Here is a 24,800-nt window from a genome sequence, read left to right on the forward strand (position 1 = left end):
CTGCCACTCCTTACCAGCGACGCTCGGCATCGGTGTCAAGCAGGGGGCGCAACCGGTTGGCGATCGCTTCCCGCGCACGAAATATGCGAGAGCGAACCGTACCGATGGGGCAGTCCATGCTTTGGGCGATGTCTTCGTAACTCATACCTTCGATTTCACGCAGGACGATAGCCGTGCGCAGCTCTTCGGGCAATTCCTCGATGGCGGCGTTGACTGTCTCGGCAATTTCGCGGCTGGCGAACATTGCTTCCGGCGTGCTTATATCGGTTAGGTTGTCGGTTTCGTTAAAAGTTTCACCATCTTCGGTCTCAATTGCGTTGGGCGCGCTAGGGCGACGCCCCGACGAGGCCAGCCAATTGCGGGCGGTGTTGATGGCGATACGATAGAGCCAGGTGTAGAAGGCGCTTTCGCCGCGAAACTGCGGCAGCGCCCGATACGCCTTGATAAATGCCTCTTGCGCCACGTCCTCTATCTCGGCCGGGTCGCGGATCATTCGCGCCAGCAGGCGCAGGATCTTGCGCTGGTACTTCAGCACCAGCAGGTCGAATGCTTTCTTGTCGCCGCGTTGCACACGCGCAACAAGCTCGGCGTCGACGTCGCGTTCGCTCATGACACCCCTTTTCGATATGCCACTTTGCAACCTCCGACCCCGGTAACTATGTTCAGCCGGCGCCAATGATGCGGTGCCATGGTGTCAGGCCAGACGGAGCAGTTGATCTTGCTGTTTGTAACACACTCGTCACCATGCAACTCGAGCGTCAGGGCCAGATGGCTCTGATGGCGCACGGCGTCGCGCAAATGAACGGGTCGCCAGACATTGCCGGCACAACGCGCCTGCCAGAATTGAGGGTCGGGGTGCACGCGCAGCGCCTGCACCGCCTGGGCCGGCCGGCGTAACACCAACGGCAAAGCCGCCAGCAGCCATGGTTGGGCAGCCCCAGCCATCGCCATCAGCAACACAGGCCCGGCAACGGGCCAACGGGTGCCTGCCGGCAAGCCGGCAGGCACCTCGAATTGCCACACTTGGCCCAGATCCAACGTCAAATCCGGCGAATAGCCATCGAGCCGTTGGTGCCGCCGAATCCAAAGGAATTGGATAACGCGACATTGATCTTCATCGGACGAGCTTCATTGGCGCAATAGTCCAGATCGCACTCAGGATCCTGATTGAAGATATTGATGGTGGGAGGCGAGACCTGGTTGTAGAGAGCCAGGGTCGTGAAAACCGCCTCGATGCCGCCGGCCGCACCGAGTAGGTGCCCCGTCATGGACTTGGTCGAGTTGACAACCAGCTTGCGCGCATGATCGCCAAAAGCCAGCTTCAGTGCGTCGGTTTCGTTCTTATCGCCCAGCGGCGTCGAGGTGCCGTGGGCGTTGACGTAATCGACGTCTGCGGCATTGATGGCCCCGTTGCGCAAGGCATTGACGATGCCGCGGCGCGGACCGTCCTTGTCAGGCGCGGTGATGTGATGCGCATCCGAACTCATGCCGTAGCCCACGAACTCACCATAAATACGCGCACCGCGCTTCTTGGCGTGTTCATACTCTTCGAGCACGAGCACACCAGCACCCTCACCGAGCACGAAACCGTCCCGGTCACGATCCCAGGGACGCGAGGCCGTGGTCGGATCGTCATTGCGCGTGGACAGCGCGCGCATGGCGGCAAAGCCACCGATGCCCAGGGGAGAAACGGTCGATTCGGCACCGCCCGCAATCATCACGTCAGCATCGCCATACTCAATCAGACGGGCCGCATCACCGATGCTGTGCAGCCCGGTTGTGCAGGCGGAGACTACGGCGTAGCTCGGCCCCTTGAGACCAAACATGATCGACAGATGGCCGGAAATCAGATTGATCAACGAACCCGGCACGAAGAACGGCGAAATCCGGCGCGGGCCCTTGGCCAGCAGATCCGTCTGCGTTTCTTCGATACGCGGCAGGCCGCCTATGCCCGAACCCACAATCACGCCGATGCGATCGGCATTTTCTTCGGTGGCCTCTAGACCCGAATCGCGCCACGCCTGCACGCCGGCGGCCACACCATAATGGATAAAGGTATCCATTTGGCGCGCCTCTTTGGGCTGGACGTATTGCGTGACGTCAAAGCCTTTGACCTCGCCCGCGATATGGGTGGTCAGGGCCGACGGATCGAATCGCGAGATACGGCCAATGCCAGAACGTCCGTTGACGATATTGTCCCAAGCGGTGGCCAGATCGTTGCCCACGGGGGAAACGATGCCCAAGCCGGTGATGACGACACGTCGCTTCACGGATGACTCCTCAAACAGACAAAATAAAGGCGGTTTTTGGTTGACCTGACAAACCACGCGGAATCACCGGGCCTGCCCGGCCGGATGCGTCCCCGCGCGGGTCGCATGGCTATACCTAAAACCGCCCTGACTCCTGCGTCCGAAAACGCCGGATAGATAGGCTTGTGCTGATTACTGCTTACCGTTCGAATTGATGTAATCAATCGCTTGTTGAACGGTCGTGATCTTTTCAGCCTCTTCGTCGGGGATCTCGGTCTCGAACTCGTCTTCGAGGGCCATGACCAACTCGACCATGTCGAGCGAATCGGCACCGAGGTCGTCAAGGAAGGAGGACTCGTTCTTGATCTCGGCTTCGTTCACGCCAAGTTGTTCAGCGACGATCTTCTTGACGCGCTGTTCGATGCTTTCCATGCAGATCTCCAATTGGGAAAAATCCCGCGAATTATAGCCAAGCGTTGAGGAATGCAAACGCCGGGCCGTGAGAAAAAAACACCGCGTTTTTTCGACCTCACCCAGCCTGTCGGCAAGGGGGGCCGGACCGCATGCTACGGAAGGTCCGATACATGGGTCACGGGTGTCGCCGCGGCAGGCTGGCCGGCTGTTGCGCCACGCCAGCATGCCGCATTTATTACATATACATCCCGCCGTTGACGTGCAGGGTGGTACCCGTAATGTAACCCGCCGAAGGACTGGCCAGGAAGCCGACCGCATTGGCGATATCGGCCGGGGCACCCAAGCGCCCCAGCGGAATTTGTTGCAAAAGGGCTGCGGTCTGCTCTTCGCCCAGGACACGTGTCATGTCGGTATCAATGAAACCGGGAGCCACGCAGTTTACCGTGACATTGCGACTGCCCAGTTCGCGCGCCAGGGCGCGCGTCATGCCAGCCACACCAGCCTTGGCGGCCGCGTAGTTGGCCTGGCCGGGATTGCCGGCCGAACCCACCACGGAAGTGATGTTGATGATCCTACCCCAGCGTGCCTTCATCATGTTGCGCAGTACGGCGCGCGACAGACGAAAGACCGAGCTCAGATTGGTGTCGATCACCGAGCCCCAATCGTCGTCCTTCATGCGCATGGCCAGCGTGTCGCGGGTAATACCGGCGTTGTTGACCAGGATGTGCGGACCACCGCCCTCTTTGCCCAACTCGTCGATGAGCGCATCGACGGCTGCAGCGTCCGTGACGTTCAGTACGACGCCACGGCCGCCGCTGGCAGCCAGCGCTTCGCTAATGGTCGTGGCACCGGCCTGCGACGTGGCCGTGCCGACAACCTTGGCACCGCGAGCCGCCAGCTCCTGAGCAATGGCGCGACCGATGCCACGCGTGGCGCCAGTCACCAGCGCAATCTTGCCTTCCAGATCCTTGATGGTGTGTTCCATACTCAATTTCCCTTGACGAGCGCCAGCGCGGCATCCAACGAAGCAGGATCCGTCACGGCCAGACCGGTCAGATCGCCATCGATACGCTTGGTCAGGCCGGTCAGGACCTTGCCCGGACCAAATTCGATGACGTGCGTGACGCCTTGCGCCTTCATGGCTTGCACGGTTTCAACCCAGCGCACCGCGTGCCAGGCCTGGCGGACCAAGGCATTCCGGATGGCGGCAGGATCGGAGGGCAGCGCGACATCCACGTTATTGATGACGGGAACCGCGGGTGAATGCACGGCGGCATCGGCCAGCGCCTTCGCCAGCACCTCTGCTGCCGGCTTGAGCAAACTGGAGTGAAATGGCGCCGAAACCGGCAACAGCAAGGCGCGCTTGGCACCCGCGGCCTTGGCGGCTTCGCAGGCGCGTTCAACGGCAGCCTTGTGCCCGGCAATCACGACCTGCGCCGGCGCATTGAAGTTGACGGCCTCGACAGCCTCGCCCTGAGCGCCCTGCGCACAAGCTGCTCGGACGGCATCGTCATCCAGGCCCAGAATCGCAGCCATCGCTCCAGTGCCCACGGGCACCGCAGCCTGCATGGCATCCGCACGAATCCGCACCAGGCGTACGGCGTCTTCCAGCGCCAGGGACTGCGCAGCAGTCAGAGCCGCGTACTCGCCCAGGCTGTGCCCGGCCATCACGGCAGGCAATGGGCCGCCGGCATCACGCCAGGCAGCAAAACAGGCAACACCTGCCGCCAGCATGGCGGGCTGGGTATTCGTGGTGAGGTTGAGTTGATCGGCCGGACCCTGGGCAATCAGGGCGGCCAGATCCTGGCCCAGCGCCTGGCTGGCGCGCGCGAGCACATCAGCCACGGCGGCATTGCCGGCCCATGCATCCATCATGCCGACGGATTGGGATCCTTGGCCAGGGAACACAAATGCGAGTTTCATGGTGGTCCGTGATCTCTTTACGTTAGCGAACCGCGCGGCGGGCGTCATGCCCGGCCGCACTACATGCGGGCCAGTACCGAGCCCCAGGTGAATCCGCCACCCACGCCCTGCATCAGCACATGCTGACCGGCTTTGATGCGGCCATCACGGCGTGCCACATCCAGGGCAAGCGGCACACTGGCCGCCGAGGTGTTGGCATGCTGGTCAACGGTAACGACGACATGGTCAGCCGATACGTTGAGCTTACGTGCAAGAAAATTCAGAATGCGGACGTTGGCCTGGTGCGGCACCAGCCAATCGACCTGATCGATGGTCATGCCGACCTCGGCGCAGACTTCGCGCGCCGACCGGTCCAGAACCGTCACAGCCTGCTTGAACACTGCCTGCCCATCCATACGCAGGAAAGGATCGCCAGTGACGGCGCCGTAGGCCACGTTGCCTGCTGCGCACAGAATCTTGGTCTGACTGCCATCGGCATGCAAATGCGCAGCAAGGACACCGGGCTCATCGGAAGCCTTGAGCACGACGGCGCCCGCGCCATCGCCAAACAACACGCAGGTGCTCCGGTCGTTCCAGTCCAGAATGCGGGAGAAGACTTCTGCACCGATCACCAGGGCACAGCGGGCACGGCCAGCGCGCACGAAGCTGTCGGCCGTTGTCAGCGCATACACAAAGCCGCTGCACACGGCCTGCACATCGAACGCCGCACGGCCCTTGGCGCCGAGGTTGGCCTGCACCAGGCAAGCTGTGCTCGGAAATACGAAATCCGGGGTGGACGTCGCCACAATGATCAAATCGAGGTCATCGGGGCCCACGCCGGCGTCCGCCATCGCACGCCGGGCAGCCTCAGTCGCCAACACGCTGGTAGTCACGCCACGATCGGCCAGATGCCGCTGCCTGATACCCGTCCGCTCGACGATCCATTCATCGGAGGTCTGAATATCGCGCTTGGCCAGTTCAGCGGCCAGATCATCGTTGGACACCACACGCTCGGGCAGGTATCCACCCGAACCCGCAATCACCGAATATTTCATTGCCTTGCTCATCAAACGGTGTCCCCCGCAGCCGCGGCATTATTCGCGGCAGCCTCGTTCAGTTGGACGCGCTCATTGATCTCGGCCACCGTCTGGGCCGTGCGTTCCAGCAATCGGCTGGCAACCGCCTCGCGCGCGCGCTGCAGCGCAAAGCCGTAGGCATAGGCATCAGCCGAACCATGGCTTTTGATCACGACACCACGCAGCCCAAGCAGGGCAGCACCGTTATAACGGCGATTGTCGACGCGGCGGCGCAGCCGGTTAAGCACCGGTGTGGCAACCGCGCCGGCCAGCAGCGTGATGAAGTTGCGCTTGAATTCTTCGCGAATGACGCTGGAGAGCATCTTCGCCAACCCTTCGACGGATTTGAGTACGACGTTACCGACAAAGCCGTCGCATACGACGACGTCGACCGTGCCTTTGAAAATATCGTCGCCTTCCACGTTGCCACGGAAATTCAGCGGACTGGCTCGCAGCAACTCGGCGGCTTCCTTGACCACTTCATTGCCCTTGATGACCTCTTCGCCGATATTCAACAACCCTACGGTAGGCCGGTCGAGATGATCGATGGCTTGCGCCAGCGCAGCGCCCATGATGGCGAACTGCAGCAGATGCTCGGCCGTACAATCGACGTTGGCCCCGAGATCGAGCACCGTCGTGGCGCCCCCCGTCTGATTCGGGATGGACGTCGCGATCGCCGGCCGGTCTATGCCATCCAGCGTCTTGAGCACATATCGGGAAATTGCCATCCACGCGCCGGTATTGCCGGCTGACACGCAGGCGTCGGCCCGACCGTCCTTGACGGCCTGAGCAGCCAGTCGCATGGACGAGTCTTTTTTGCGGCGCAGAGCCACCTCCACCGGGTCGTCCATGGTGACGACCTCGGAGGCAGCCACGACGTCAAGACGATCGCGCGGAACCGAACGATGTTCGGCCAGCGCGGCTTCAATGGCGTCGGGGAGCCCGACCAGCAACAGCCGGGTATCCGGATATTGCCGGGCGAACTCGAGCGCGGCCGGTATGGTGACGGGCAGACCGTGGTCCCCGCCCATGCAGTCTATAGCGATGCGTATCACGGGTGCCAGGTCTGCAATCAGCCGAAGCGGTCCGGGTTACGAGTTCGGCCGACAGGCCTTATTCGTCAGCCTTGGTCTTCAGGACCTTACGACCACGGTAGAAACCGTTGGGGCTGATGTGGTGACGCAGGTGCGATTCGCCCGTGTTGGGCTCGATGGCCGTCGGCGGGTTCACCAGAAAATCGTGCGAGCGGTGCATGCCGCGCTTGGACGGGGACTTCTTGTTTTGTTGAACAGCCATGATGACTCCTAGAAACGGGCCGCATTGTACGCGAATGCCGCCCGAGTTGATTTCAATTCTTACGCTTCAGTTGTTCCAACACCGCAAACGGTGAGGGACGCTTGACTTCGGACGCCTGCGATGCATCGCCCGAAGCGGCCTTTTTCCCCACCGCCTGACCAGACGCATCCGGGCAGATATCATGGCGGGGCACATACGGAATGCTCAATATGAGCTCATCCTCGATCTGGGCCAACAGATCGAAACGATGCGAGCCCACGACCTTTTCAGGTACGTCAGCCGCAAAATCCAAACCTTCTTCCTGGGCATCCTGCAGATCCGCCAGCTCGTCGTCGAGATCATCCTCCGACTCAACCAGCTGCAGCACCACCTCGGAATCCACCGGGTGGACAAAGGGTGCGTTGCAACGCTGGCAGATCAGGACCGGATTGGCCTCGATATGCAAGCGCAGCAAAGGCTGGCCGGAAATGACGCCACCCGACTTGCCCGTACCTTTACCCACTTCGCCGACTACCGACCAGCGAGCGATGCCCGCGTCTCCGGCAGCCTGCTCGGGCAGCCCTTCCATGAAGCGCGACAGCCTCGCAAGCGCTATCTCGCCGGATGCCTGCTGACCCTGACGCGCCATAGCATATGCATCCACGACTACGGCATTGCCGCCAGACGCCTTAACCACTGCTTTTTCTACAGGATCAACCATTGTTTTTAGCCATTACGCTACGGTGACGCCTTGCCAAAAGACTGCAAACCCACGCAGAAAGCACCTATTGCATTGCAGCGCATGGCAATAGCCACGCATATGCCACCAAAGGCGACTCCGACAAGAAAATCCAGCCAAGCAAAGTAATCAATACGCAGCAAAATCGCCGCAAAACTTTAGATAATACCGTGACTTACAGATCACCGTCAAATATCGCATGACTACGCCTTCTCGCCTCATCCTTGCCTCCAGCTCCCGCTACCGGCGCGCCATGCTTGAGCGCCTACGCCTGCCGTTCGAGAGTATTTCGCCGGATGTGGACGAAACACCACAACCGGGAGAGACACCTGCGGCGATCGCACTGCGTCTATCCGTGGCAAAAGCCATGGCCGTAGCCCGCCAACACCCCGGCAGCGTGGTGATCGGCTCGGATCAGGTCGCGACGATAGACGGCCAACCGATTGGCAAGCCCGGCGACTTCGCGCGCGCACAAGCTCAGTTGCGGCGACTGTCCGGGCAAATGGTTGAGTTTCATAGCGCGCTGGCCGTCACGGACGGGCAACGAACCGAACAGACCGACGTCATCACTTATTGCAAATTTCGCCCACTGAGCGACGCCGACATCGACACCTATCTGCACGCCGAGCACCCCTACGATACTGCAGGCAGCGCCAAGGCAGAAAGCCTGGGGATCGTGCTGATGGAAAGCATGCGCAGCGACGATCCCACCGCCATTATCGGCCTGCCACTGATCGCCCTGACCGGAATGCTGACGCGATTTGGCCTGCCTCCGCTGGGGTGCGGCGCATGAGCGGCGCGCTGCACCTAATCCCCGTTGGCCTGGGCGAGGCTCCAGTCGAGCGCTGGCTGCCCAGCGACGTCCGCGCCCTCGCCGGCAGGCTGGACTGCTATATCGCCGAAAATGCCAAGACGGCACGCGCCTTTCTCAAACTGATAGGCACCGAACATCCGCTCCAGGAAATAACCATCCATACGCTCAACGATCAGGCCGATGCGCGCCAGATCGAAGCCTGGCTGGCTCCCATTAAAGCAGGCAAGGAGATCGGCCTGGTGTCCGAAGCCGGCTGCCCTGCCGTGGCAGATCCTGGCGCCAAAGTGGCCGCAGTCGCCCATCGCCTGGGCTATACGGTCAAACCGTGGGTAGGCCCCTCCTCCATCCTGCTTGGCCTTATGGCCAGCGGCCTGGATGGACAGCGATTTGCCTTCCATGGCTATGCTCCGGTTGACGCGACCGAGCGCGCCAAGCAGTTGCGCGCCTGGGAGCAGCATTCCGCCCGGCATGACCAGACGCAGATGCTCATTGAAACACCCTACCGCAATATGGCGATGTTTGGCACACTGCTGGCTGCCCTGCGCGGCGACACTCGCCTGTGCGTGGCCAGATCATTATCGACCGAGCGCGAGTGGGTGCGCACCCGTACGGTGGCGCAGTGGCAGCAGGATGCCCCCCCCGACCTGGACAAACAGCCCACTCTCTTCCTCTTTCTGGCCCGCTAAATCATGCCGCGCCTGGCCGCAGCCCTCGTTACCTGCCTGATGCTGGCGGCTTGCGCCAGCACCGTGGACCGCTCCGTCACGGCCACGGGCCAGAGCAGCCGGGTGCGTTACATCGTGCTGCACTACACTACGGCCGACGACGCCGAGTCGCTGCGGCTGCTCTCGCAGACGCAGGTCAGCGCGCATTATCTGGTGAGTGCCCGCCCGGATGCCCGCGTGTATCAACTGGTAGATGAAAACCGTAGCGCCTGGCACGCCGGCGCCAGCCGCTGGTTTGAACAAAACTCACTGAATTTCACGTCGATCGGCATCGAGATCGTCAATGCAGGCTGGCAAAAACAGGCTGACGGCACGCTGCTTTATGCACCCTACCTGCCTGCGCAGATCACCGCGCTGTCGCATCTGCTGCGGGAGATCGCCGGCCGCCATGGCATCCGCCCCGAAAACATCGTCGGCCACAGCGACATTGCACCGCAACGCAAACTCGACCCTGGACCGGCCTTCCCGTGGAGGGCGCTGGCCCAGGAAGGCATAGGCCGTTGGTACAACGAAGACGAGGCTGCAACTCAATTGTTGCGACTCCAGTCAGCAAGCCTTCCGGACGTCGCGTGGTTTCAGACCGAACTCGCCCGCCTCGGCTATGACACTCCGCGCCATGGCAAGCTCGATCGGGCCACCCGAAATGTGCTGACGGCATTTCAAATGCATTATCGACCGACCCATTACGATGGCCAGCCGGATGCTGAAACGGCCGCCATCATGAAGGCTATGAAGGCCCAGCCCTGATCTCGCGGCGCCGGGTCACCCAGGCCGCTACCCGCCACCCCAGCAGCACGAAGAGCACCGCCCCGTAGATCAACGGTTCGCGAAAATCGTTCTTGCCAGCCTTGTGCCACCAATAATGCAGTACGGCCAACAGGCCAATGAGATAGACGGCTCGATGCAGTTGCTGCCAATGGCGCCCCAGGCGACGCATGGCTGCCTGGGTGGATGTCAGCGCCAGCGCAGTCATGAGCACAAAAGCCATGAAGCCCACGAGAATGAATGGCCGCTCAGCAAGATCATGGAGCATGGATGCCAGCTCCAGCCCCCTGTCCCACCACACCCAAGCGGTGAAGTGCAAGGCCGCATAGAAAAACGCAAACAAGCCACACATGCGACGCAAGCGCACAAGCGCCGGCAGATGCACCAGGCGACGCACCGGCGTGATGGCCAGCGTCACCAACAGACAGACGAGTGCCCAGGTTCCAGAGGAACGGGTCAGGAATTCTATGGGGTTGGCACTTAAACCATCATGCAGCCCAAGCCAGACCCAGCGCAAGGCTGGGACCAGGCCCAGAAGAAATACCAGGGGCTTTACCTGCCCGACGATACGCACCGACCGTTGGCCCATGCCGCGCCGGACTCAGTAGTTAGCCTTCAGGTCCAGGCCCTGATAGAGCCCGGCCACCTGATCGGCATAGCCGTTGAACATCAACGTCGGGCGTTTGGGCGTGAAGATCCCCCCTTCGCCGATGCGTCGCTCGGTTGCCTGACTCCAACGCGGATGCGGAACCTGCGGATTGACGTTGGCATAAAAGCCGTACTCTTGCGGCGCGGCCTTCATCCAGCTACTGCGCGGAGCTTGCTCGAGCAACCGGATACGCACCAGGGATTTGGCAGATTTAAACCCATATTTCCAGGGAACGGCCAGGCGCAGGGGAGCACCATTCTGGTTGGGCAAAACTTTACCGTACAGACCAAACACCAGCATGGTCAAAGGATGCATGGCCTCGTCCATGCGCAGGACCTCCGTGTAGGGCCAATCGAGTACCGGATACCGCAGCCCTGGCATGGTCTCACGCTGGGCTGCCGTTACGAACTCGACATATTTGGCATTACCCGTGGGATCCACCTGCTTGAGCAACGTGGACAGGGAGTACCCAACCCAGGGAATCACCATGGACCAACCTTCGACGCAGCGCAGACGGTAGATCCGCTCTTCCATGGGAGCAAGCTTGAGCAGCTCGTCGATATCGAAAACCCGCGGCTTGCCGGCCGCACCCTCGACGCTGACCGTCCAGGGGCGGGTCTTGAGCGCGCCCGCCGCCCGGGCAGGATCCCCCTTATCCAGACCAAACTCGTAGTAATTGTTGTACGAGGTGATGTCCTTGAAGGATGTCTGCTGATCAGGAACCGCAAATTGCGGCATGGACTTACCCGGCAACGCCCCCTCATCGGCCCAGGCTCGGCGCCCCGCCCAGCCCGACAGCCCGAGAGCAGCCGCAACGGTTGCGCTGCGCATCATCCACTCGCGGCGGGAACGCCAGACTTCCTCAGGAGTGATTTCCGAGGAGGAAATTGGGGACGGCTTTCGAATCAGCATGGGACACTCCGGTAGGCAGGCCATAACGCTGGCGCGCTATCTACTATAGACGCGGCCAGTGGCGCGAAAATTCCCCTGAGTGATCAGCCTTTGTGTCCGATATTATCCTGCCCTCACTCAGCCCGCGATGCGCGGCGTCAACCACTGCGCCATTTCCGGCACGCTGTGCACAATGGCCTGGGCGGCGCAAGCCTGCAGTTCGTCCAGGCTATGGGCGCCATACGAAACGCCCAGGCCATGCACGCCGGCATTGAGTGCCATTTGCAGGTCGTGGGTGGTGTCTCCCACCATGACAACCCGTGCCGGATCCACATCCAGATCGCTCATGATCTGGTGCAGCATCTCAGGGTGCAGTTTGCTGAAGGTTTCATCGGCCGTGCGGGTAGCATCGAAGACCGGCCCCAACCCAGTGGCTGCCAACACGCGATTCAGACCCACACGGCTCTTGCCGGTGGCCACAGCCAAACGCACGTTCTGGCTGGCCAGGCTGTCCAGGAGTTCGCGCACGCCCTCAAACAGACGTAGCTCAGGATCGCGCAATAAGTAATGGATGTGGTAGCGCTCCAAAAAGCGTGGCATCAACGCCGGCGTGAGCTGAGGCACGGCGCGCTTGAGCGCGCTCTCGAGCGACAACCCGATCACCCAACTGGCCTCCGAGGCCGTGGGGACAGGCAAATCGAGATCGCGTGCAGCCGCCTGAATGGCCGCCACGATACTGTGGGTGGAATCCATCAGGGTGCCGTCCCAATCGAACACCACCATTGCATACGACATATCAGGCTGTCTCCAGTTGCTGCAACAGATTGCGACAGGCAGCAGGCAGTTCCGCCACCAGATCCAAGCGCTCACCCGTGAGCGGGTGGTCCAGCGTCAATTGATAGGCATGCAGAAACATGCGATTAAAACCTCGGCGGGCGAAGGCGGCCCTCACTGCATCCGACCCGTACTTATCATCACCGACGATGGGAAAGCCACTGGCGGCCAGATGCACCCGGATCTGGTGCGTGCGCCCGGTACGCAACTCGGCCTCAACCAGGCTGTAGCCCCCGAAGCGCTGCTTGAGTGTCACGATGGTGTGCGCCACCTGGCCTTCGGGATCCACTTTGACCCGGCGCTCCCCGCTTTGGGTCGTCCATTTTGTAAGCGCAAAGCGGATATGCTGACGGTCGTTGACCCAGTCTCTCTCGACCAGCGCCAGATAGCGCTTGCCGCCCCGCCCTTCGCGCAACATGGCGTGCAACGCCAGCAGGGCACTGCGTTTTTTGGCCACCATGAGCAATCCGGAAGTGTCGCGGTCGAGCCGGTGGACCAGCTCGAGGAAGCGCGCCTCGGGCCGCGCCGCCCGCAATTGCTCGATGACGCCGAACGAGACTCCGCTGCCGCCGTGCACCGCCACACCGGCGGGTTTGTCGATGACGAGCATGGCGTCGTCCTCGAACACGATGGGAAACTCTGACGCGGGTACAGGCCTGGGCGCGCCGGGGTCGGGCAGCCGCAAGGGAGGCACCCGCACGATATCGCCCACCTCCACGCGATAGTCCGCGCTGCTTCGTCCCTTATTTACTCGCACCTCACCGCCACGAATGGCTTTGTAAATGTGGCTCTTGGGAACGCCCTTGCACAGGCGGAGCAGAAAATTGTCCAGGCGCTGGCCTTCCTGGCCCACCTCGACCTCGACCATACGTACAGAGAGAGGCACTGGGGAAGTCTGTTTGCGCATTGCGGAAAGCGGCATATAATCGGGACAGCCTTAAGGGGCTGAACTACAGAGGCTCTTGCGGGTGTGACACCGTTTTGCCTGGCGTTGAGATGCGGAGAGATTCGCGCGTCTCCGTCGGATGCGCGGGACACCATTGTACTGTCTCCGTTCAGCTCCTGGGTTTACTTGGTCGCCGGCGCAACCGCGATCTGCCGGACGGTGGTGTGGCATGCAGTGCCCGCCTTCCTGGCAGAGATCCGTTGCCAGCCGCAAGCGATCTGAAGCACAGCAAGAATCGTCGAATATTTATTACGCACCAGACGCCTTAAGGCGTCTGACGTTCACAGCAACCGTTCCGTCAAACCACTACCAGTGAAGCTGACCCTCCTGCTGCCAGAACCCCGTGCCCTATGGCACGACGTGCCCGCGTGACGCGCGGCGGATACGCCTGAGCGCCGCTCAGGTACGGTCCGCATTTTTCTTGTTTGCTTCAGTCGCAGCCCGAGTGACCCGAGGTCACGCGCCGATATCGGCGTGTCCTGACTACGGAGAACCGCACTCATGAAGCGCATGCTGTTTAATGCGACGCACCAGGAAGAACTACGCGTCGCCATCGTCGATGGGCAAAAACTCATCGACCTCGATATAGAAACCGCCGGCCGCGAACAGCGCAAAGGCAATATTTACAAAGGCGTCATTACCCGTATCGAACCCGGCCTTGAGGCCTGCTTCGTCAACTACGGCGAAGACCGACACGGCTTTCTGCCTTTCAAAGAAGTTGCCCGCAGCTTCTTCAAAGAAGGCGTGGACGTACGCAGCGCCCGGATCCAAGACGCGCTACGGGAAGGCCAGGAACTGATCGTTCAGGTCGAGAAAGAAGAGCGTGGCAACAAGGGCGCGGCCCTGACCACCTTTATTTCGCTGGCCGGCCGTTACCTCGTTCTGATGCCCAACAACCCCCGAGGTGGTGGCGTTTCGCGCCGCGTCGAGGGTGAAAATCGCCAGGAACTGCGCGACACGATGGAGCAGCTCGATGTGCCGCAAGGCATGAGCATCATCGCCCGCACCGCCGGCATCGGCCGGAGCGTGGAAGAGTTGCAGTGGGATCTTGCCTACCTCATGCAATTGTGGACGGCTATCGACGGAGCCGCCCGCGACAATGCCGCCCCCATCCTGATTTATCTCGAGTCCAGCCTGGTTATCCGGGCCATTCGCGACTACTTCTCGCCCGAAATCGGCGAAATCCTGATCGATACTGACGAAATCGCTGATCAGGCCACGGCCTTCATGAGCGTGGTCATGCCGGACAATGTCCAGCGCGTCAAACGCTATCGCGACGACATCCCGCTCTTTTCGCGCTTTCAGATCGAGCACCAGATCGAAACGGCGTACTCGCGCACCGTACAACTGCCCTCCGGCGGCGCCGTGGTCATCGACCATACCGAAGCCTTGGTGGCCGTCGACGTGAACTCGGCCCGCTCCACGCGCGGCGCTGATATCGAGGAAACGGCCCTGCGCACCAACGTGGAAGCCGCCGATGAAGTGGCCCGCCAGTTGCGCCTGCGCGACCTCGGTGGCTTGATCGTCATCGATTTCATCGACATGGAAGACAGCAAGAATCAACGTGCTGTCGAGCAACGCCTGCGGGACGCCCTGCACTTTGACCGTGCCCGCGTGCAGATGGGCAAGATTTCGCGCTTTGGCCTCATGGAGCTGTCGCGCCAGCGCCTGCGCCCGGCCCTGAACGAGGGCTCGCACATCACCTGCCCGCGCTGCACGGGCACCGGTGTGATCCGCGACGCCGAGTCCAGCGCGCTGCACGTGCTGCGCCTGCTGCAAGAAGAAGCCATGAAGGAAAACACCGCCGCCGTGCATGCACAGGTTCCGGTGGATGTGGCTACCTTCTTGCTAAATGAAAAGCGTGCCGACATCGCCAAGATGGAAGCCCGCCTGAAGGTCAACCTGGTGCTCATCCCGAACAAGCACCTGGAGACGCCTCATCATCATATCGAGCGCCTGCGTCACGACGATCCGCGCCTCGAAGAGCCCAAGACCAGTTTCGAACTGGCCGAAGCGCCGGCTACCGATCTCACCTGGAGCCCGCGCGAGCAGGAAATCAAGACGCGCCCGGAGGCCTTGGTCAAGGGCATCACACCGGCGCAGCCTGCACCGGTATCCGCCCCTAGCCCCGTCAGCCCGACGCAGAAGCCGGCTGAAGGTGCCAGCCTGGGCAGCTTGTTCAAGCGTTTCATGAACTGGCTGTCAGGAGGCAATGAACCGGCTAAGCCCGTAGAAAAGCCCACCGAACAAGCCAAGCGCAGTGCCGGTGGTAACCGCGGCAAGCGCGGCCACGATGGCCAGGAGCGCCGTGGCGATCGCCATGGCGCCGATCGCAACCGGAACCGTCGCACCCCAGACAGCGAAGGCCAGGAACAGCGCAATGTCCGTGGCGGCCGCCGTCCTGAAGAGCAACGCAGCGATACTCTCCGCAACGAGGCCCAACGCCCCGAACCGCGCGGCGAACGCAACGAGCAGCGCAACGAAGCCCGCCAGGCACGCAACGTCGAAGCTCAGGCCAACGTCGCACGCCCCGCCGCGACGGAAACCGCAGACGAAGCGGCCACGCCCCGCAATGGGCGCAATCGCCGCGGCCGCGGCCGGGGTCGCCGTGAAGACGGCACCATCGATGCGCAGGGCGATGTTCAAGAAGGCAAGATGAGCGAGCAGGAAACCATGGTGGCGGCACTGGCCGAGTCCGTGGCCTCGGCTCTACCCGCTGTCGCCGTCCAAGCTCCCGCAGCCGACGAAGAGATCACGGGTACCGACAACGAGGCGCCGTTGAGCGCCGACGGTGAAGGCCAGGCCGACCCAGAGCGCAAGCGCCGTCGCCGCCGCAGCCGCCGTGGTCGCCGCAGCCAGGAAGACGGCGCCACGCTGGATGCCGATGGTCAGCCCATCGAAACCGGTGACGACGCCGACGAACCCCAGAGCAACGCCTCGGCCCTGATTCCTGCACCGGCCTATGGTGTCACTGCCACATCCGAACCGGTCAAGGTCGAAGAGCCCCAGCCTGACCTCGCCCCTGCTGCGGTACCGGTCGCCCCCGCGAAGCCTGCCCCCGTGGACAACGCCGTTGTCCCGGTTGCTGCCGCTGCGCCAGTTGCTGCCGGAGCGTCGGAGCTCTCCACCGCTGCGGCTGTGCCTGCCGCGCCAGTTGCACCTGCCAGCCCGGTTGCTGCGGTAGAACCCGCGGCGGCTCCGGCGAGTGCTCCTGTTGCTCCGGTGACGCCTGAAGCCACCGTGGCACCGGCCGCGGCAGAACCCGTGGTTGCTACGGCCCCCGCCGTGCCTGCGGTCCAACCCGATACGGCTGCGGCGACCGCCGAAGTCGCTCCGGTTGTCCCTGCACAGACGACGCCTGCGCAAACCGCCGCCGAACCGGCCGCGACCGAACCGGCCGCTGTCGTTGCCGCGCCCAAGCCGGCGTCCGCTCCGATCGTTGTCGGCGAAGCGGCCCTGAACGCCGTGGTCCAAGCCGCCGGCCTGACCTGGGTACAAACGGACCCTGCCCGCCAGGCCCAATCTCAAGCGCAAAGCGCGGCAGACCAAGCCCCGGCACGCTTGGGACGCGAGCGCAAGCCCGTAGCCCAAGCCTCGTCCGCACCGCTGGTGCAGGTCGAAACGGCGCGTTAAATCAAGCGCACATAGAAACCGCCAGGCCAAGCCTGGCAGTTTTTTTTGTATCCCAAAAACTTGGTGTCTCTGACCTGCCCCCAGATTTAGTACGGCACCGACATAGAGCCCAGGGGTAAAAGACCTTCTTTCTGATGAGCCTGCACGAATTGCGCCGGCGTTAAATATCCGAGCGCGCTGTGAGGCCGATCGGTGTTGTACTCGACTCGCCAGTTTTCGATCAAGCTTTTAGCCTGTCGCAGGGACAAGAACCAGTGCTCGTTAAGGCATTCGTCGCGGAACTTGCCGTTGAAACTTTCGATATAAGCGTTCTCCACCGGCTTACCCGGCCGAATAAACGACAGCTTTACGCCTGCTTGGTAGGCCCCCAGGCGTCCAAGGCTCTTCCGGCGAACTCTGGCCCGTTGTCCACGGTAATAGATCGCGGCAGGCCACGCATCTCCGCCAGCCGTTGCAGCACCATGGCAACACGCAGTCCCGGCAACGACGTATCGACCTCGATGGCCAGGCATTCGCGAGTGTAGTCATCGACGATAGTCAAACAGCGGAATCGGCGGCCATAGGCTAGGCCGTCGGCCACAAAGTCCATTGACCAACTCTGATTCGGCGCGATTGCCGCTGGGCGAACCACGCGCTCGGTCGCCGCGATTCGCTTACGCTTTCGTTTTCGCACGCTTAACCCTGCCAGACTGTACAGCCGCCAGATTCGCTTGTGATTTGCTTGCCAGCCTTCGCGACGTAAGAGCACATGGATCCTCCGATAGCCGTAGCGTCGTTTCGCCACTGCCATCTCTTTCATGCGCTCGGTCAGCGCAGCATCGCCTGAGCGTGTGCTCTCGTAGGCAAACAGCGACCGCGAAATTCCTACCAGCCCACAGGCCCGGGTAACACCCATGCTGCGCTCGGTCATTAATGTCCTGACCGCCTCGCGTTTGGCCTGCGGGCTGACTACTTTCGGCTTAGCAGATCCTGAAGCGCCGCCTTGTCCAGCATCGACTCGGCCAACAGCTTCTTGAGCTTGTTGTTCTCCTGCTCCAGCTCCTTGAGCCTCTGAGCGTCCGACACCGTCATGCCACCGAACTTCGCCTTCCAGTTGTAGTACGTTGCCTCGGAGATTCCGTGCTTGCGGCACAACTCTGCGGGCTTGGCACCTGCATCGGCTTCCTTGAGCACGCCGATGATTTGCTCTTCCGTAAATCGTTTCTTCATTGCCATTCCTTTGGGAACGGACTCTACATCGATTTCGTACTAATCACGGGGAGCAGGTCATCTCGGCGAAATCAATCACCAAGGTGGCTCAGCATTGAGGCCGCTATTATTCTGACAAGACAAAAAAAACCGCCGATAAAGTAATCAGCGGCTTCTAGTCTGCAGCAAGATCAGAACTGATAGGTGTATGTCAGCTGGACGACATCCAGACCAGGATTAGGCTTCTTGATATTGGCATTTGAAAAATGCGAATAACGCACGCCCACACGGCTGTTTTGCGTCAACAGGAAACCGAGGCCGACGTGGTCGCCAAATTGAAAAGCCGACCCGATACGTTTGTCTGCAAAACTGGTGTGAGAAAAGACCGTTGCGCCCACACCGGCTTCGAGATAGAAACGGTCGGTTGCCCACCAGCGAAACATCGGAATTGCGTTGGCCTGCCAGACGTGACCGGGTTCGCGCGAACCATCTGCCCACCAGTACGCCCCCCCGAACTCGCCATTCAGATCCAGGCGGCCCCAATTGCTGCCGAACTGGTAGCTCCACCAGGTTGGGGTTTCATAGTTGAGCGTGATGCGCTGGTAGTGATCACCAATACCGTAATGGACACTGACGCCGCCGTCGCTGCCTTGTTGTGCCTGGGCAGTACCGGCAGCCAAAGCCAGTACCAAGGAGGCGATACTGGTCAAAGCGATTTTCTTGTTCAGGCCGTGCATAAGGACTCCAAAGTGCATTCATCTGTGAAGACAGACACCGTACAACCTTAGCAGAAAGCAGGGACAAACCGGACATTCATGTGTCACACAGGCAACACGAAATCCATAAAAACCGACAGGGCGCTGCGCAATAGCGAATCATTACTTCGCTCTATGGAATAGTGCATAGGCGGCAACCCGTTGGATTGCCGCCTGTTTAAACTGCAATTCAGGTTGTAGTGACGAGATCGGCCGGCTGATTCGTCAACAAGGCCAGCAAACGGGCCAGTTCCTCGCGCAGTTGGCGGCGATCCACCACCATGTCGATCGCGCCCTTTTGCAGCAGAAACTCGGAACGCTGGAAGCCTTCTGGAAGTTTTTCGCGCACCGTCTGTTCGATGACGCGCGGACCGGCAAAACCGATGAGGGCCCTGGGCTCGGCAATCACGACATCACCCATGAAAGCGAAGCTGGCGGAAACGCCACCCATGGTGGGATCAGTAAGTATGCTGATGAATGGCAGACCTGCCTGCGCCAGTTGCGTAAGCATGGCGTTGGTCTTGGCCATTTGCATGAGCGACAGCAGGCTTTCCTGCATGCGCGCGCCACCCGACGCGGCCACGCAGATGAAAGGCGTCTTGTGTTCAATGGCGGCTTTGACGCCCCGCACGAAGCGTTCACCGACTACCGAACCCATGGAACCACCCATGAACTCAAACTCAAAACAAGCCAGCGTAGCGGGCACGCCATGGATGGAGCCGCTCATGACGACCAGCGCATCGGTTTCGCCCGTCTGCTTCATGGCCTCCTGGATACGTTCGGGATATTTGCGAGTGTCCTTGAACTTGAGCGAGTCGACCGAACGGGTCTCCTGGCCGAGTTCGACACGGCCTTCGACGTCCAGCAGCGAATCAATGCGCGTGCGTGCGCCGATGCGCATATGGTGGCTGCATTTGGGGCAAACATGCAGGTTGGCCGCCAGGTCTTCGCTGTAGAGCACGGACTCACACGACGGGCACTTGACCCACAGACCTTCAGGGACCCGGCGCACACCACTGTCGCTGGTTTTGTTGATGCGAGGCGGCAGGAGTTTTTCGATCCAGCTCATGTGTATTCCTGTAGACGGCTTGCGCTGGCTCAAGCCGGCGCGCGCTCTCGTTTGACTTGATCCAGCGCCTCACGAATGCTGCCCAGCCAGAGGCTGGCAGCATTGATGGCGGCGTCGGTCTGCTGGGCAGGCGGCACGTCGGCCACAGCCTGCTCCATGGTTTCGATGAGTTTGCTGCCGATGACAACGGCGTCGGCATGACGCGCAATCTGGCTGGCGCTGTCGGCATCACGGATGCCGAAGCCCACGCCTATCGGCAACTTGCCAATATGACGGCGGATGACGGCCAAGCGCTGCGCGACATCGTCGGTATTGAGGCTGCCCGAACCCGTGACACCCTTGAGCGACACATAATAGGCATAGCCGCGGGCCGCGCGCCCGATAGTCTGCATGCGTGCTTCGGTAGTCGTCGGCGCGATGAGGAAAATCGGAGCAATATCGGCCGCTTCCAGCGCCGCGCCGAATTCATCCATTTCCTCAGGCGGGTAATCGACCACGAGTACGCCGTCCACGCCAGCCTCGCGGGCCGATTGGACAAAAACCTGCTGCCCCATGCGCTCGATGGGATTGCCGTAGCCCATCAGTACGACTGGCGTTGTCAGGTCCTGACGGCGGAATTCCGCTACGGCCTGCAACACGCGCGACAACCCCATGCCCTGAGCAATCGCCCGCTCGGCAGCACGCTGGATTACCGGGCCATCGGCCATCGGATCCGAGAAGGGTACGCCCAACTCAAGGATGTCGGCGCCTGCGGCCACCAAGGCGTGCATCAGCGGCACCGTGGCCGCCGGCGAGGGATCCCCTGCCGCGATATAAGGGATGAGTGCCGAGGCACGGCCGGATGCGGCCACGCGCTCAAAGGCAGCGGCGATACGTTGGCTCATGGTGTTCAAAGCTCAATGCCGCCGCGCTCGGCGACGGTATGCATGTCCTTGTCGCCACGGCCCGACAGGTTGACCAGAATGATCTTGTCTTGCGAGAGTGACGGAGCCATTTTGACGGCCTGCGCGATCGCGTGAGACGACTCCAGCGCAGGCATGATGCCCTCGATCCGGCAGCAATCATGGAAGGCCGCCAGCGCCTCATCGTCGGTGATGCCGACGTAACTGGCGCGACCGCTGTCCTTCAGCCAGGCATGCTCGGGGCCCACACCGGGATAATCCAGCCCGGCCGATACTGAATGGGTTTCCTGTACCTGACCGTCGGCATCTTGCATGACATAGGTGCGATTGCCGTGCAGCACGCCTACCTGACCGGCTGCCAGCGACGCGGCATGACGCCCGGTCTCCATGCCCTCGCCGGCGGCTTCCACGCCGATGAGCTGCACGTTTTCATAGGGGATGTAGGGGTGGAAAATACCCAGTGCGTTAGAGCCTCCACCTACCGCGGCGACCACATAGTCCGGCTGCCGGCCCGTGGCCTCGGGCATCTGTTCCAGACACTCTTTACCGATCACCGTCTGGAAATCACGAACCATGCGCGGATAAGGATCCGGGCCGGCCACCGTACCGATGATGTAGAAGGTATTTTCGATATTGGTGACCCAGTCACGCATCGCTTCGTTCAGGGCATCCTTGAGCGTGCGCGACCCAGACTCGACCGGCACGACGCGGGCGCCAAGCAGCTTCATGCGATAAACGTTGGAGGCCTGACGGCGCACATCTTCGCTGCCCATGTAGACCACGCACTCCATGCCGTAGCGGGCGGCCACCGTTGCCGAAGCCACGCCATGCTGGCCTGCGCCGGTCTCGGCGATGACGCGAGGTTTCCCCATACGTTTGGCCAACAGGGCCTGACCGATGCAGTTGTTGACCTTGTGCGCACCGGTGTGATTGAGATCTTCGCGCTTGAACCAGATCTGGGCACCACCGAGCTTTTTCGACCACCTGGCGGCATGGTAGACGGGACTGGGCCGGCCGACGAAATGCTTGAGCTCGTAGTTGAACTCTTCGATGAAGTTGGGGTCCACGCGATACGTGTCATAGGCAGCGCGCAGCTCGGCCAAGGCATGCATCAGCGTCTCGGCAACGAAAACGCCGCCATAAGGGCCGAAATGGCCCTTAGCATCCGGAAGGTCGTAAGGTTTCACCTGAGGTCTACCTGATATCTGGCCGGCGTCTGGCACGGCGACAGGCCCGATGCCTGCCGTCAACCGGAACCGGTTTAGCAACCCGACATTTTACCCGAGCATGGCGGACCAGGGGCCGGCCATGCCCGCAGGCGCTGCCGTCAGAGCGCCTGGCCCAGTTTGCGCAGGAAGGTTTCACACCCGGCCAGCTGATCCAGGGCAACGTACTCGTCGGGTTTATGAGCCTGCTCGATATGACCCGGACCGCAGACCACAGTGGGGATGCCTATGCCTTGAAACAGACCAGCTTCCGTGCCATAGGCCACCTTGCGGGTGCTGCGATCGTCGGTCAGCGAACGCACCAACTGGGTAATCGCCGCCTGCTCGGAAGCCTCCAGGCCGGGAGCCGCTGCACCGCGCTCGATCTCGATGGCGGCGTCGCCGAACTCGGCGCGCATGCGCGGCAGCAGCGTTTCGGCCACGTAGGTCTCGACCTGGGCCTGGATGGCTTCGGCCGGCATACCGGGCAAATTGCGGAATTCGTAGGAAAACTCGCAGGACTCCGGAATGGTATTGACCGCGATGCCACCCTGGATCTGATTGGTCGTCATGGTGGAAAACGGCACGTCATAGAACTGGTCGTAGGGACCATTGGCCTTGAAACTGTCGGCCACATCGCGGATATGGCAGATCAGACGGGCGGCGTATTCAATGGCGTTGCAACCACGTGGGGTCAGCGAAGAATGCGCGGCCCTGCCGTGGACACGACAACGAAACAGGTTGATGCCTTTGTGGGCCACCACGACCTGCATGCCGGTCGGCTCACCCACTACGCAGCCTTCGGGACGAATGCCGCGATCATGCAGGTCGGCGATCATGTAGGGGGCGCCTGCGCAACCGACCTCTTCATCATAGGAGAACGCCAGGTGAATCGGCTTGCTGCGCTGCATGGCCAGGTACTCGGGCACCAAGGCCAGTGATGCGGCAATAAAGCCCTTCATGTCGCAACTGCCACGGCCATAAAGCCGCCCATCGGCTTCAACCAGCGTGAACGGATCGGTGGACCAGTCCTGCCCGTCGACCGGCACCACGTCGGTGTGACCCGACAATACGATTCCCCCTTGCACACCACCGTCACTGGCCGGCAAGGTGGCAAAGAGATTGGCCTTGGTGCGCTCGGGATTGTGCACGAGCCAGGCTTGTACGCCCTGCTGCTTGAGCCAGTCACGAACCGTCTCAATGAGCGCCAGATTGGAATTCCGGCTGGTGGTGTCGAATCCGACCAGAGTCTGCAACCACGTGCGCGCGTTCATATCGCCTAACCTTGAGAAAAACCTCGAGTTTAGGCTACCCGCCGCAGATATGCGCGCCCGGCCAAGGGGAGCGGGCCGCACAGGTGCTGGACGGGTGTTTTCTCGCCTCGCCGGCATTTTCCCCTAAAATTCGCCTCTTCTGGCCCCACACTCTAAGGATTCATCGTGCAGCAGCGTGCAGTTCCCACCCGCAATATCGTGGCGGCCGTCATTGGCAACGCTCTGGAGTGGTACGACTTTCTTGTCTTCGCCTTCATGACTCCGATCATCGCGAAGCTGTTTTTCCCGGTCGACCCCAACGTAGCGGGCAGCGAGCTGAACTCCATTTTGATGACCACCGCCATTTTTGGCGTGGGTTTCTTCATGCGACCGGTTGGCGGCATCCTGCTGGGGCTGTACGGTGACCGCAAGGGCCGTAAAGCTGCCATGGTGCTGGTGACCTCGTTGATGGCGGTGTCCATCGCCCTGATTACCGTGGCTCCGACCTACCATGCCGCGGGCATTCTGGCGCCAATCTTCATCCTGATCGCCCGTCTGCTGCAGGGCTTCTCGGCGGGTGGCGAATTTGGTACGTCCACCGCGCTGCTGATCGAAATGGCGCCTGATGAGCGCCGCGGGTTCTACGGTTCCTGGCAAATGGCAGGCCAGATGCTGGCCCTGCTCATCGGCGCCGCCTTCGGCACGCTGATTACCGAGGTGTTCACGCCCGCGCAGATCGAGGCATGGGCATGGCGTGTGCCATTCGCTTTCGGGCTGGTCATCGTTCCTATCGCCATCTATATTCGCCGCAACCTCGACGAAACCGCGACGTTCAAACGCATCAAGGCTGAAGAAAGCGCCCCCAGCCGTGGCGCCGTGCAGCGACTGACCCTGGGGCAAATGCTAGCCCGCCACACGCGGGAAACCCTGATCGGCGTGGGGCTGGTGGTGACCGCTACGGTATCCATCTACATCACCTTTACTTATCTAGTCACGTACTCGACCAAGATTCTCAACCTGCCCATCAGTGAGACCTTCCTGGTGCAAATGGCGGGTGCGGCGGTCATGGTGGTCCTCACGCCGTTCATGGGTGCCTGGTCAGACCGCGTCGGCCGTCGCCCGCTGGTCATCGGCTCGCTGATCGGTTATCTGGTGGTGCTTTATCCGCTTTATGCCTGGCTGACCGCAGCGCCATCGATCGAACGACTGTTGACTGTACAGTTGGTGGTCTGCCTGTTCGTATCGGCTTTCTTCGGCGTGTTCAGCACCGTGATGGCGGAACTCTTCCCGGCACGAGTGCGCTCGGTCGGCCTGTCGCTGGCCTATAACGTGGCCGTGATGATTTTCGGCGGTTTTGCGCAGTTCATCGTGACCTGGCTAATCAAAACCACTGGCTCGCCGATGGCACCGGCTTACTACGTGATGTTCGGGGTCGCCCTGGGCCTGGTGGCCTCCTTTTTCATCCAGGACAAGACCCGGCAGCCTCTGGACGACCACTGAGCCTCCGGCAAGCGGC

Annotated in this window: 24 protein-coding genes and 1 pseudogene; 5 read left to right on the forward strand and 20 right to left on the reverse strand. The window is 61.4% G+C overall.

Annotated features, from left to right (window positions below; genetic code table 11):
* Positions 1-10: 10 nt before the first annotated feature.
* The 10 genes from rpoE to LK440_RS12510 form a co-directional block, all read right to left on the reverse strand.
* Positions 11-610 (reverse strand): RNA polymerase sigma factor RpoE, encoded by a 600-nt coding sequence (gene rpoE / locus LK440_RS12465; protein ID WP_005012194.1) that lies wholly within the window; start codon positions 608-610, stop codon positions 11-13.
* Positions 607-1,044 (reverse strand): hypothetical protein, encoded by a 438-nt coding sequence (locus LK440_RS12470; RefSeq protein WP_017685322.1) that lies wholly within the window; start codon positions 1,042-1,044, stop codon positions 607-609. Before LK440_RS12470 ends, rpoE begins: the two co-directional genes overlap by 4 nt.
* A complete protein-coding gene (gene fabF / locus LK440_RS12475; protein ID WP_005012192.1) occupies positions 1,041-2,270 on the reverse strand; it encodes a beta-ketoacyl-ACP synthase II in 1,230 nt (409 codons plus the stop codon). Before fabF ends, LK440_RS12470 begins: the two co-directional genes overlap by 4 nt.
* A gap of 171 nt (positions 2,271-2,441) precedes the next feature.
* Positions 2,442-2,681: an acyl carrier protein gene (gene acpP / locus LK440_RS12480; protein ID WP_005012191.1), complete on the reverse strand. Its 240-nt coding sequence runs from the start codon at positions 2,679-2,681 to the stop codon at positions 2,442-2,444.
* A gap of 217 nt (positions 2,682-2,898) precedes the next feature.
* The gene (gene fabG / locus LK440_RS12485; protein ID WP_005012188.1) at positions 2,899-3,648 is read right to left on the reverse strand and encodes a 3-oxoacyl-ACP reductase FabG; all 750 of its coding nucleotides are present in this window, start codon (positions 3,646-3,648) and stop codon (positions 2,899-2,901) included.
* Positions 3,649-3,650: 2 nt separating this feature from the next.
* Entirely contained in the window at positions 3,651-4,586 is a 936-nt protein-coding gene (gene fabD / locus LK440_RS12490; RefSeq protein ID WP_005012186.1) for an ACP S-malonyltransferase, read from the reverse strand.
* A 59-nt stretch (positions 4,587-4,645) separates the two neighbouring features.
* On the reverse strand, positions 4,646-5,632 hold the full coding sequence (locus tag LK440_RS12495; protein WP_005012185.1) for a beta-ketoacyl-ACP synthase III: 987 nt from the start codon (positions 5,630-5,632) through the stop codon (positions 4,646-4,648).
* On the reverse strand, positions 5,632-6,696 hold the full coding sequence (gene plsX, locus LK440_RS12500; protein WP_005012183.1) for a phosphate acyltransferase PlsX: 1,065 nt from the start codon (positions 6,694-6,696) through the stop codon (positions 5,632-5,634). The genes LK440_RS12495 and plsX overlap by 1 nt, the downstream gene beginning before the upstream one ends.
* A 58-nt stretch (positions 6,697-6,754) precedes the next feature.
* A complete protein-coding gene (gene rpmF, locus LK440_RS12505) occupies positions 6,755-6,937 on the reverse strand; it encodes a 50S ribosomal protein L32 (protein ID WP_005012179.1) in 183 nt (60 codons plus the stop codon).
* 52 nt (positions 6,938-6,989) lie between these two features.
* Positions 6,990-7,637 carry a YceD family protein gene (locus LK440_RS12510; RefSeq protein ID WP_005012167.1) on the reverse strand — a complete coding sequence of 216 codons (648 nt, stop codon included), beginning with the start codon at positions 7,635-7,637 and terminating at the stop codon, positions 6,990-6,992.
* A gap of 217 nt (positions 7,638-7,854) precedes the next feature.
* Between LK440_RS12510 and LK440_RS12515 the strand changes: the two genes are divergently transcribed.
* Genes LK440_RS12515 through LK440_RS12525 form a run of 3 tightly spaced genes read left to right on the forward strand, consistent with a single transcriptional unit; the run spans position 7,855 to position 9,941 of the window.
* Entirely contained in the window at positions 7,855-8,448 is a 594-nt protein-coding gene (locus tag LK440_RS12515) for a Maf-like protein (protein WP_005012166.1), read from the forward strand.
* Positions 8,445-9,155 (forward strand): SAM-dependent methyltransferase, encoded by a 711-nt coding sequence (locus tag LK440_RS12520; RefSeq protein ID WP_005018877.1) that lies wholly within the window; start codon positions 8,445-8,447, stop codon positions 9,153-9,155. Before LK440_RS12515 ends, LK440_RS12520 begins: the two co-directional genes overlap by 4 nt.
* 3 nt (positions 9,156-9,158) lie before the next feature.
* On the forward strand, positions 9,159-9,941 hold the full coding sequence (locus LK440_RS12525) for an N-acetylmuramoyl-L-alanine amidase (RefSeq protein ID WP_005012163.1): 783 nt from the start codon (positions 9,159-9,161) through the stop codon (positions 9,939-9,941).
* Here LK440_RS12525 and msrQ read toward each other — a convergent pair.
* The 4 genes from msrQ to LK440_RS12545 form a co-directional block, all read right to left on the reverse strand.
* Complete coding sequence (msrQ, locus tag LK440_RS12530; protein ID WP_005012162.1) at positions 9,922-10,548, reverse strand: protein-methionine-sulfoxide reductase heme-binding subunit MsrQ; 627 nt, start codon at positions 10,546-10,548, stop codon at positions 9,922-9,924. The genes LK440_RS12525 and msrQ overlap by 20 nt on opposite strands.
* Before the next feature lie 12 nt (positions 10,549-10,560).
* On the reverse strand, positions 10,561-11,520 hold the full coding sequence (gene msrP / locus LK440_RS12535) for a protein-methionine-sulfoxide reductase catalytic subunit MsrP (RefSeq protein ID WP_005012160.1): 960 nt from the start codon (positions 11,518-11,520) through the stop codon (positions 10,561-10,563).
* Positions 11,521-11,637: 117 nt separating this feature from the next.
* A complete protein-coding gene (locus tag LK440_RS12540; protein ID WP_005012158.1) occupies positions 11,638-12,294 on the reverse strand; it encodes an HAD family hydrolase in 657 nt (218 codons plus the stop codon).
* A 1-nt stretch (position 12,295) separates the two neighbouring features.
* Complete coding sequence (locus tag LK440_RS12545) at positions 12,296-13,255, reverse strand: RluA family pseudouridine synthase (protein ID WP_025341345.1); 960 nt, start codon at positions 13,253-13,255, stop codon at positions 12,296-12,298.
* 525 nt (positions 13,256-13,780) lie between these two features.
* Here LK440_RS12545 and LK440_RS12550 point away from each other — a divergent pair.
* Positions 13,781-16,912, forward strand: a complete 3,132-nt coding sequence (locus LK440_RS12550) for an Rne/Rng family ribonuclease (RefSeq protein ID WP_005018874.1) — start codon at positions 13,781-13,783, stop codon at positions 16,910-16,912.
* 86 nt (positions 16,913-16,998) lie between these two features.
* Here the strand turns inward: LK440_RS12550 and LK440_RS12555 are convergent.
* From LK440_RS12555 to argE, 6 genes and pseudogenes are all read right to left on the reverse strand, one after another.
* Positions 16,999-18,121: pseudogene (locus LK440_RS12555) on the reverse strand (IS3 family transposase).
* A gap of 170 nt (positions 18,122-18,291) precedes the next feature.
* Positions 18,292-18,837: an acyloxyacyl hydrolase gene (locus LK440_RS12560; protein ID WP_005012148.1), complete on the reverse strand. Its 546-nt coding sequence runs from the start codon at positions 18,835-18,837 to the stop codon at positions 18,292-18,294.
* 208 nt (positions 18,838-19,045) lie between these two features.
* The gene (gene accD / locus LK440_RS12565; protein ID WP_005012146.1) at positions 19,046-19,924 is read right to left on the reverse strand and encodes an acetyl-CoA carboxylase, carboxyltransferase subunit beta; all 879 of its coding nucleotides are present in this window, start codon (positions 19,922-19,924) and stop codon (positions 19,046-19,048) included.
* 29 nt (positions 19,925-19,953) lie between these two features.
* Complete coding sequence (trpA, locus tag LK440_RS12570; RefSeq protein WP_017685948.1) at positions 19,954-20,808, reverse strand: tryptophan synthase subunit alpha; 855 nt, start codon at positions 20,806-20,808, stop codon at positions 19,954-19,956.
* Between the two features lie 5 nt (positions 20,809-20,813).
* On the reverse strand, positions 20,814-22,013 hold the full coding sequence (trpB, locus tag LK440_RS12575) for a tryptophan synthase subunit beta (RefSeq protein ID WP_005012143.1): 1,200 nt from the start codon (positions 22,011-22,013) through the stop codon (positions 20,814-20,816).
* 140 nt (positions 22,014-22,153) lie between these two features.
* The gene (gene argE / locus LK440_RS12580) at positions 22,154-23,305 is read right to left on the reverse strand and encodes an acetylornithine deacetylase (protein ID WP_005012140.1); all 1,152 of its coding nucleotides are present in this window, start codon (positions 23,303-23,305) and stop codon (positions 22,154-22,156) included.
* 165 nt (positions 23,306-23,470) lie between these two features.
* Here argE and LK440_RS12585 point away from each other — a divergent pair, with 165 nt between their 5' ends.
* Entirely contained in the window at positions 23,471-24,784 is a 1,314-nt protein-coding gene (locus tag LK440_RS12585) for an MFS transporter (protein ID WP_005012138.1), read from the forward strand.
* Positions 24,785-24,800: the final 16 nt, after the last annotated feature.

Source organism: Bordetella holmesii (genome assembly GCF_020735985.1).
Classification (GTDB): domain Bacteria; phylum Pseudomonadota; class Gammaproteobacteria; order Burkholderiales; family Burkholderiaceae_B; genus Bordetella; species Bordetella holmesii.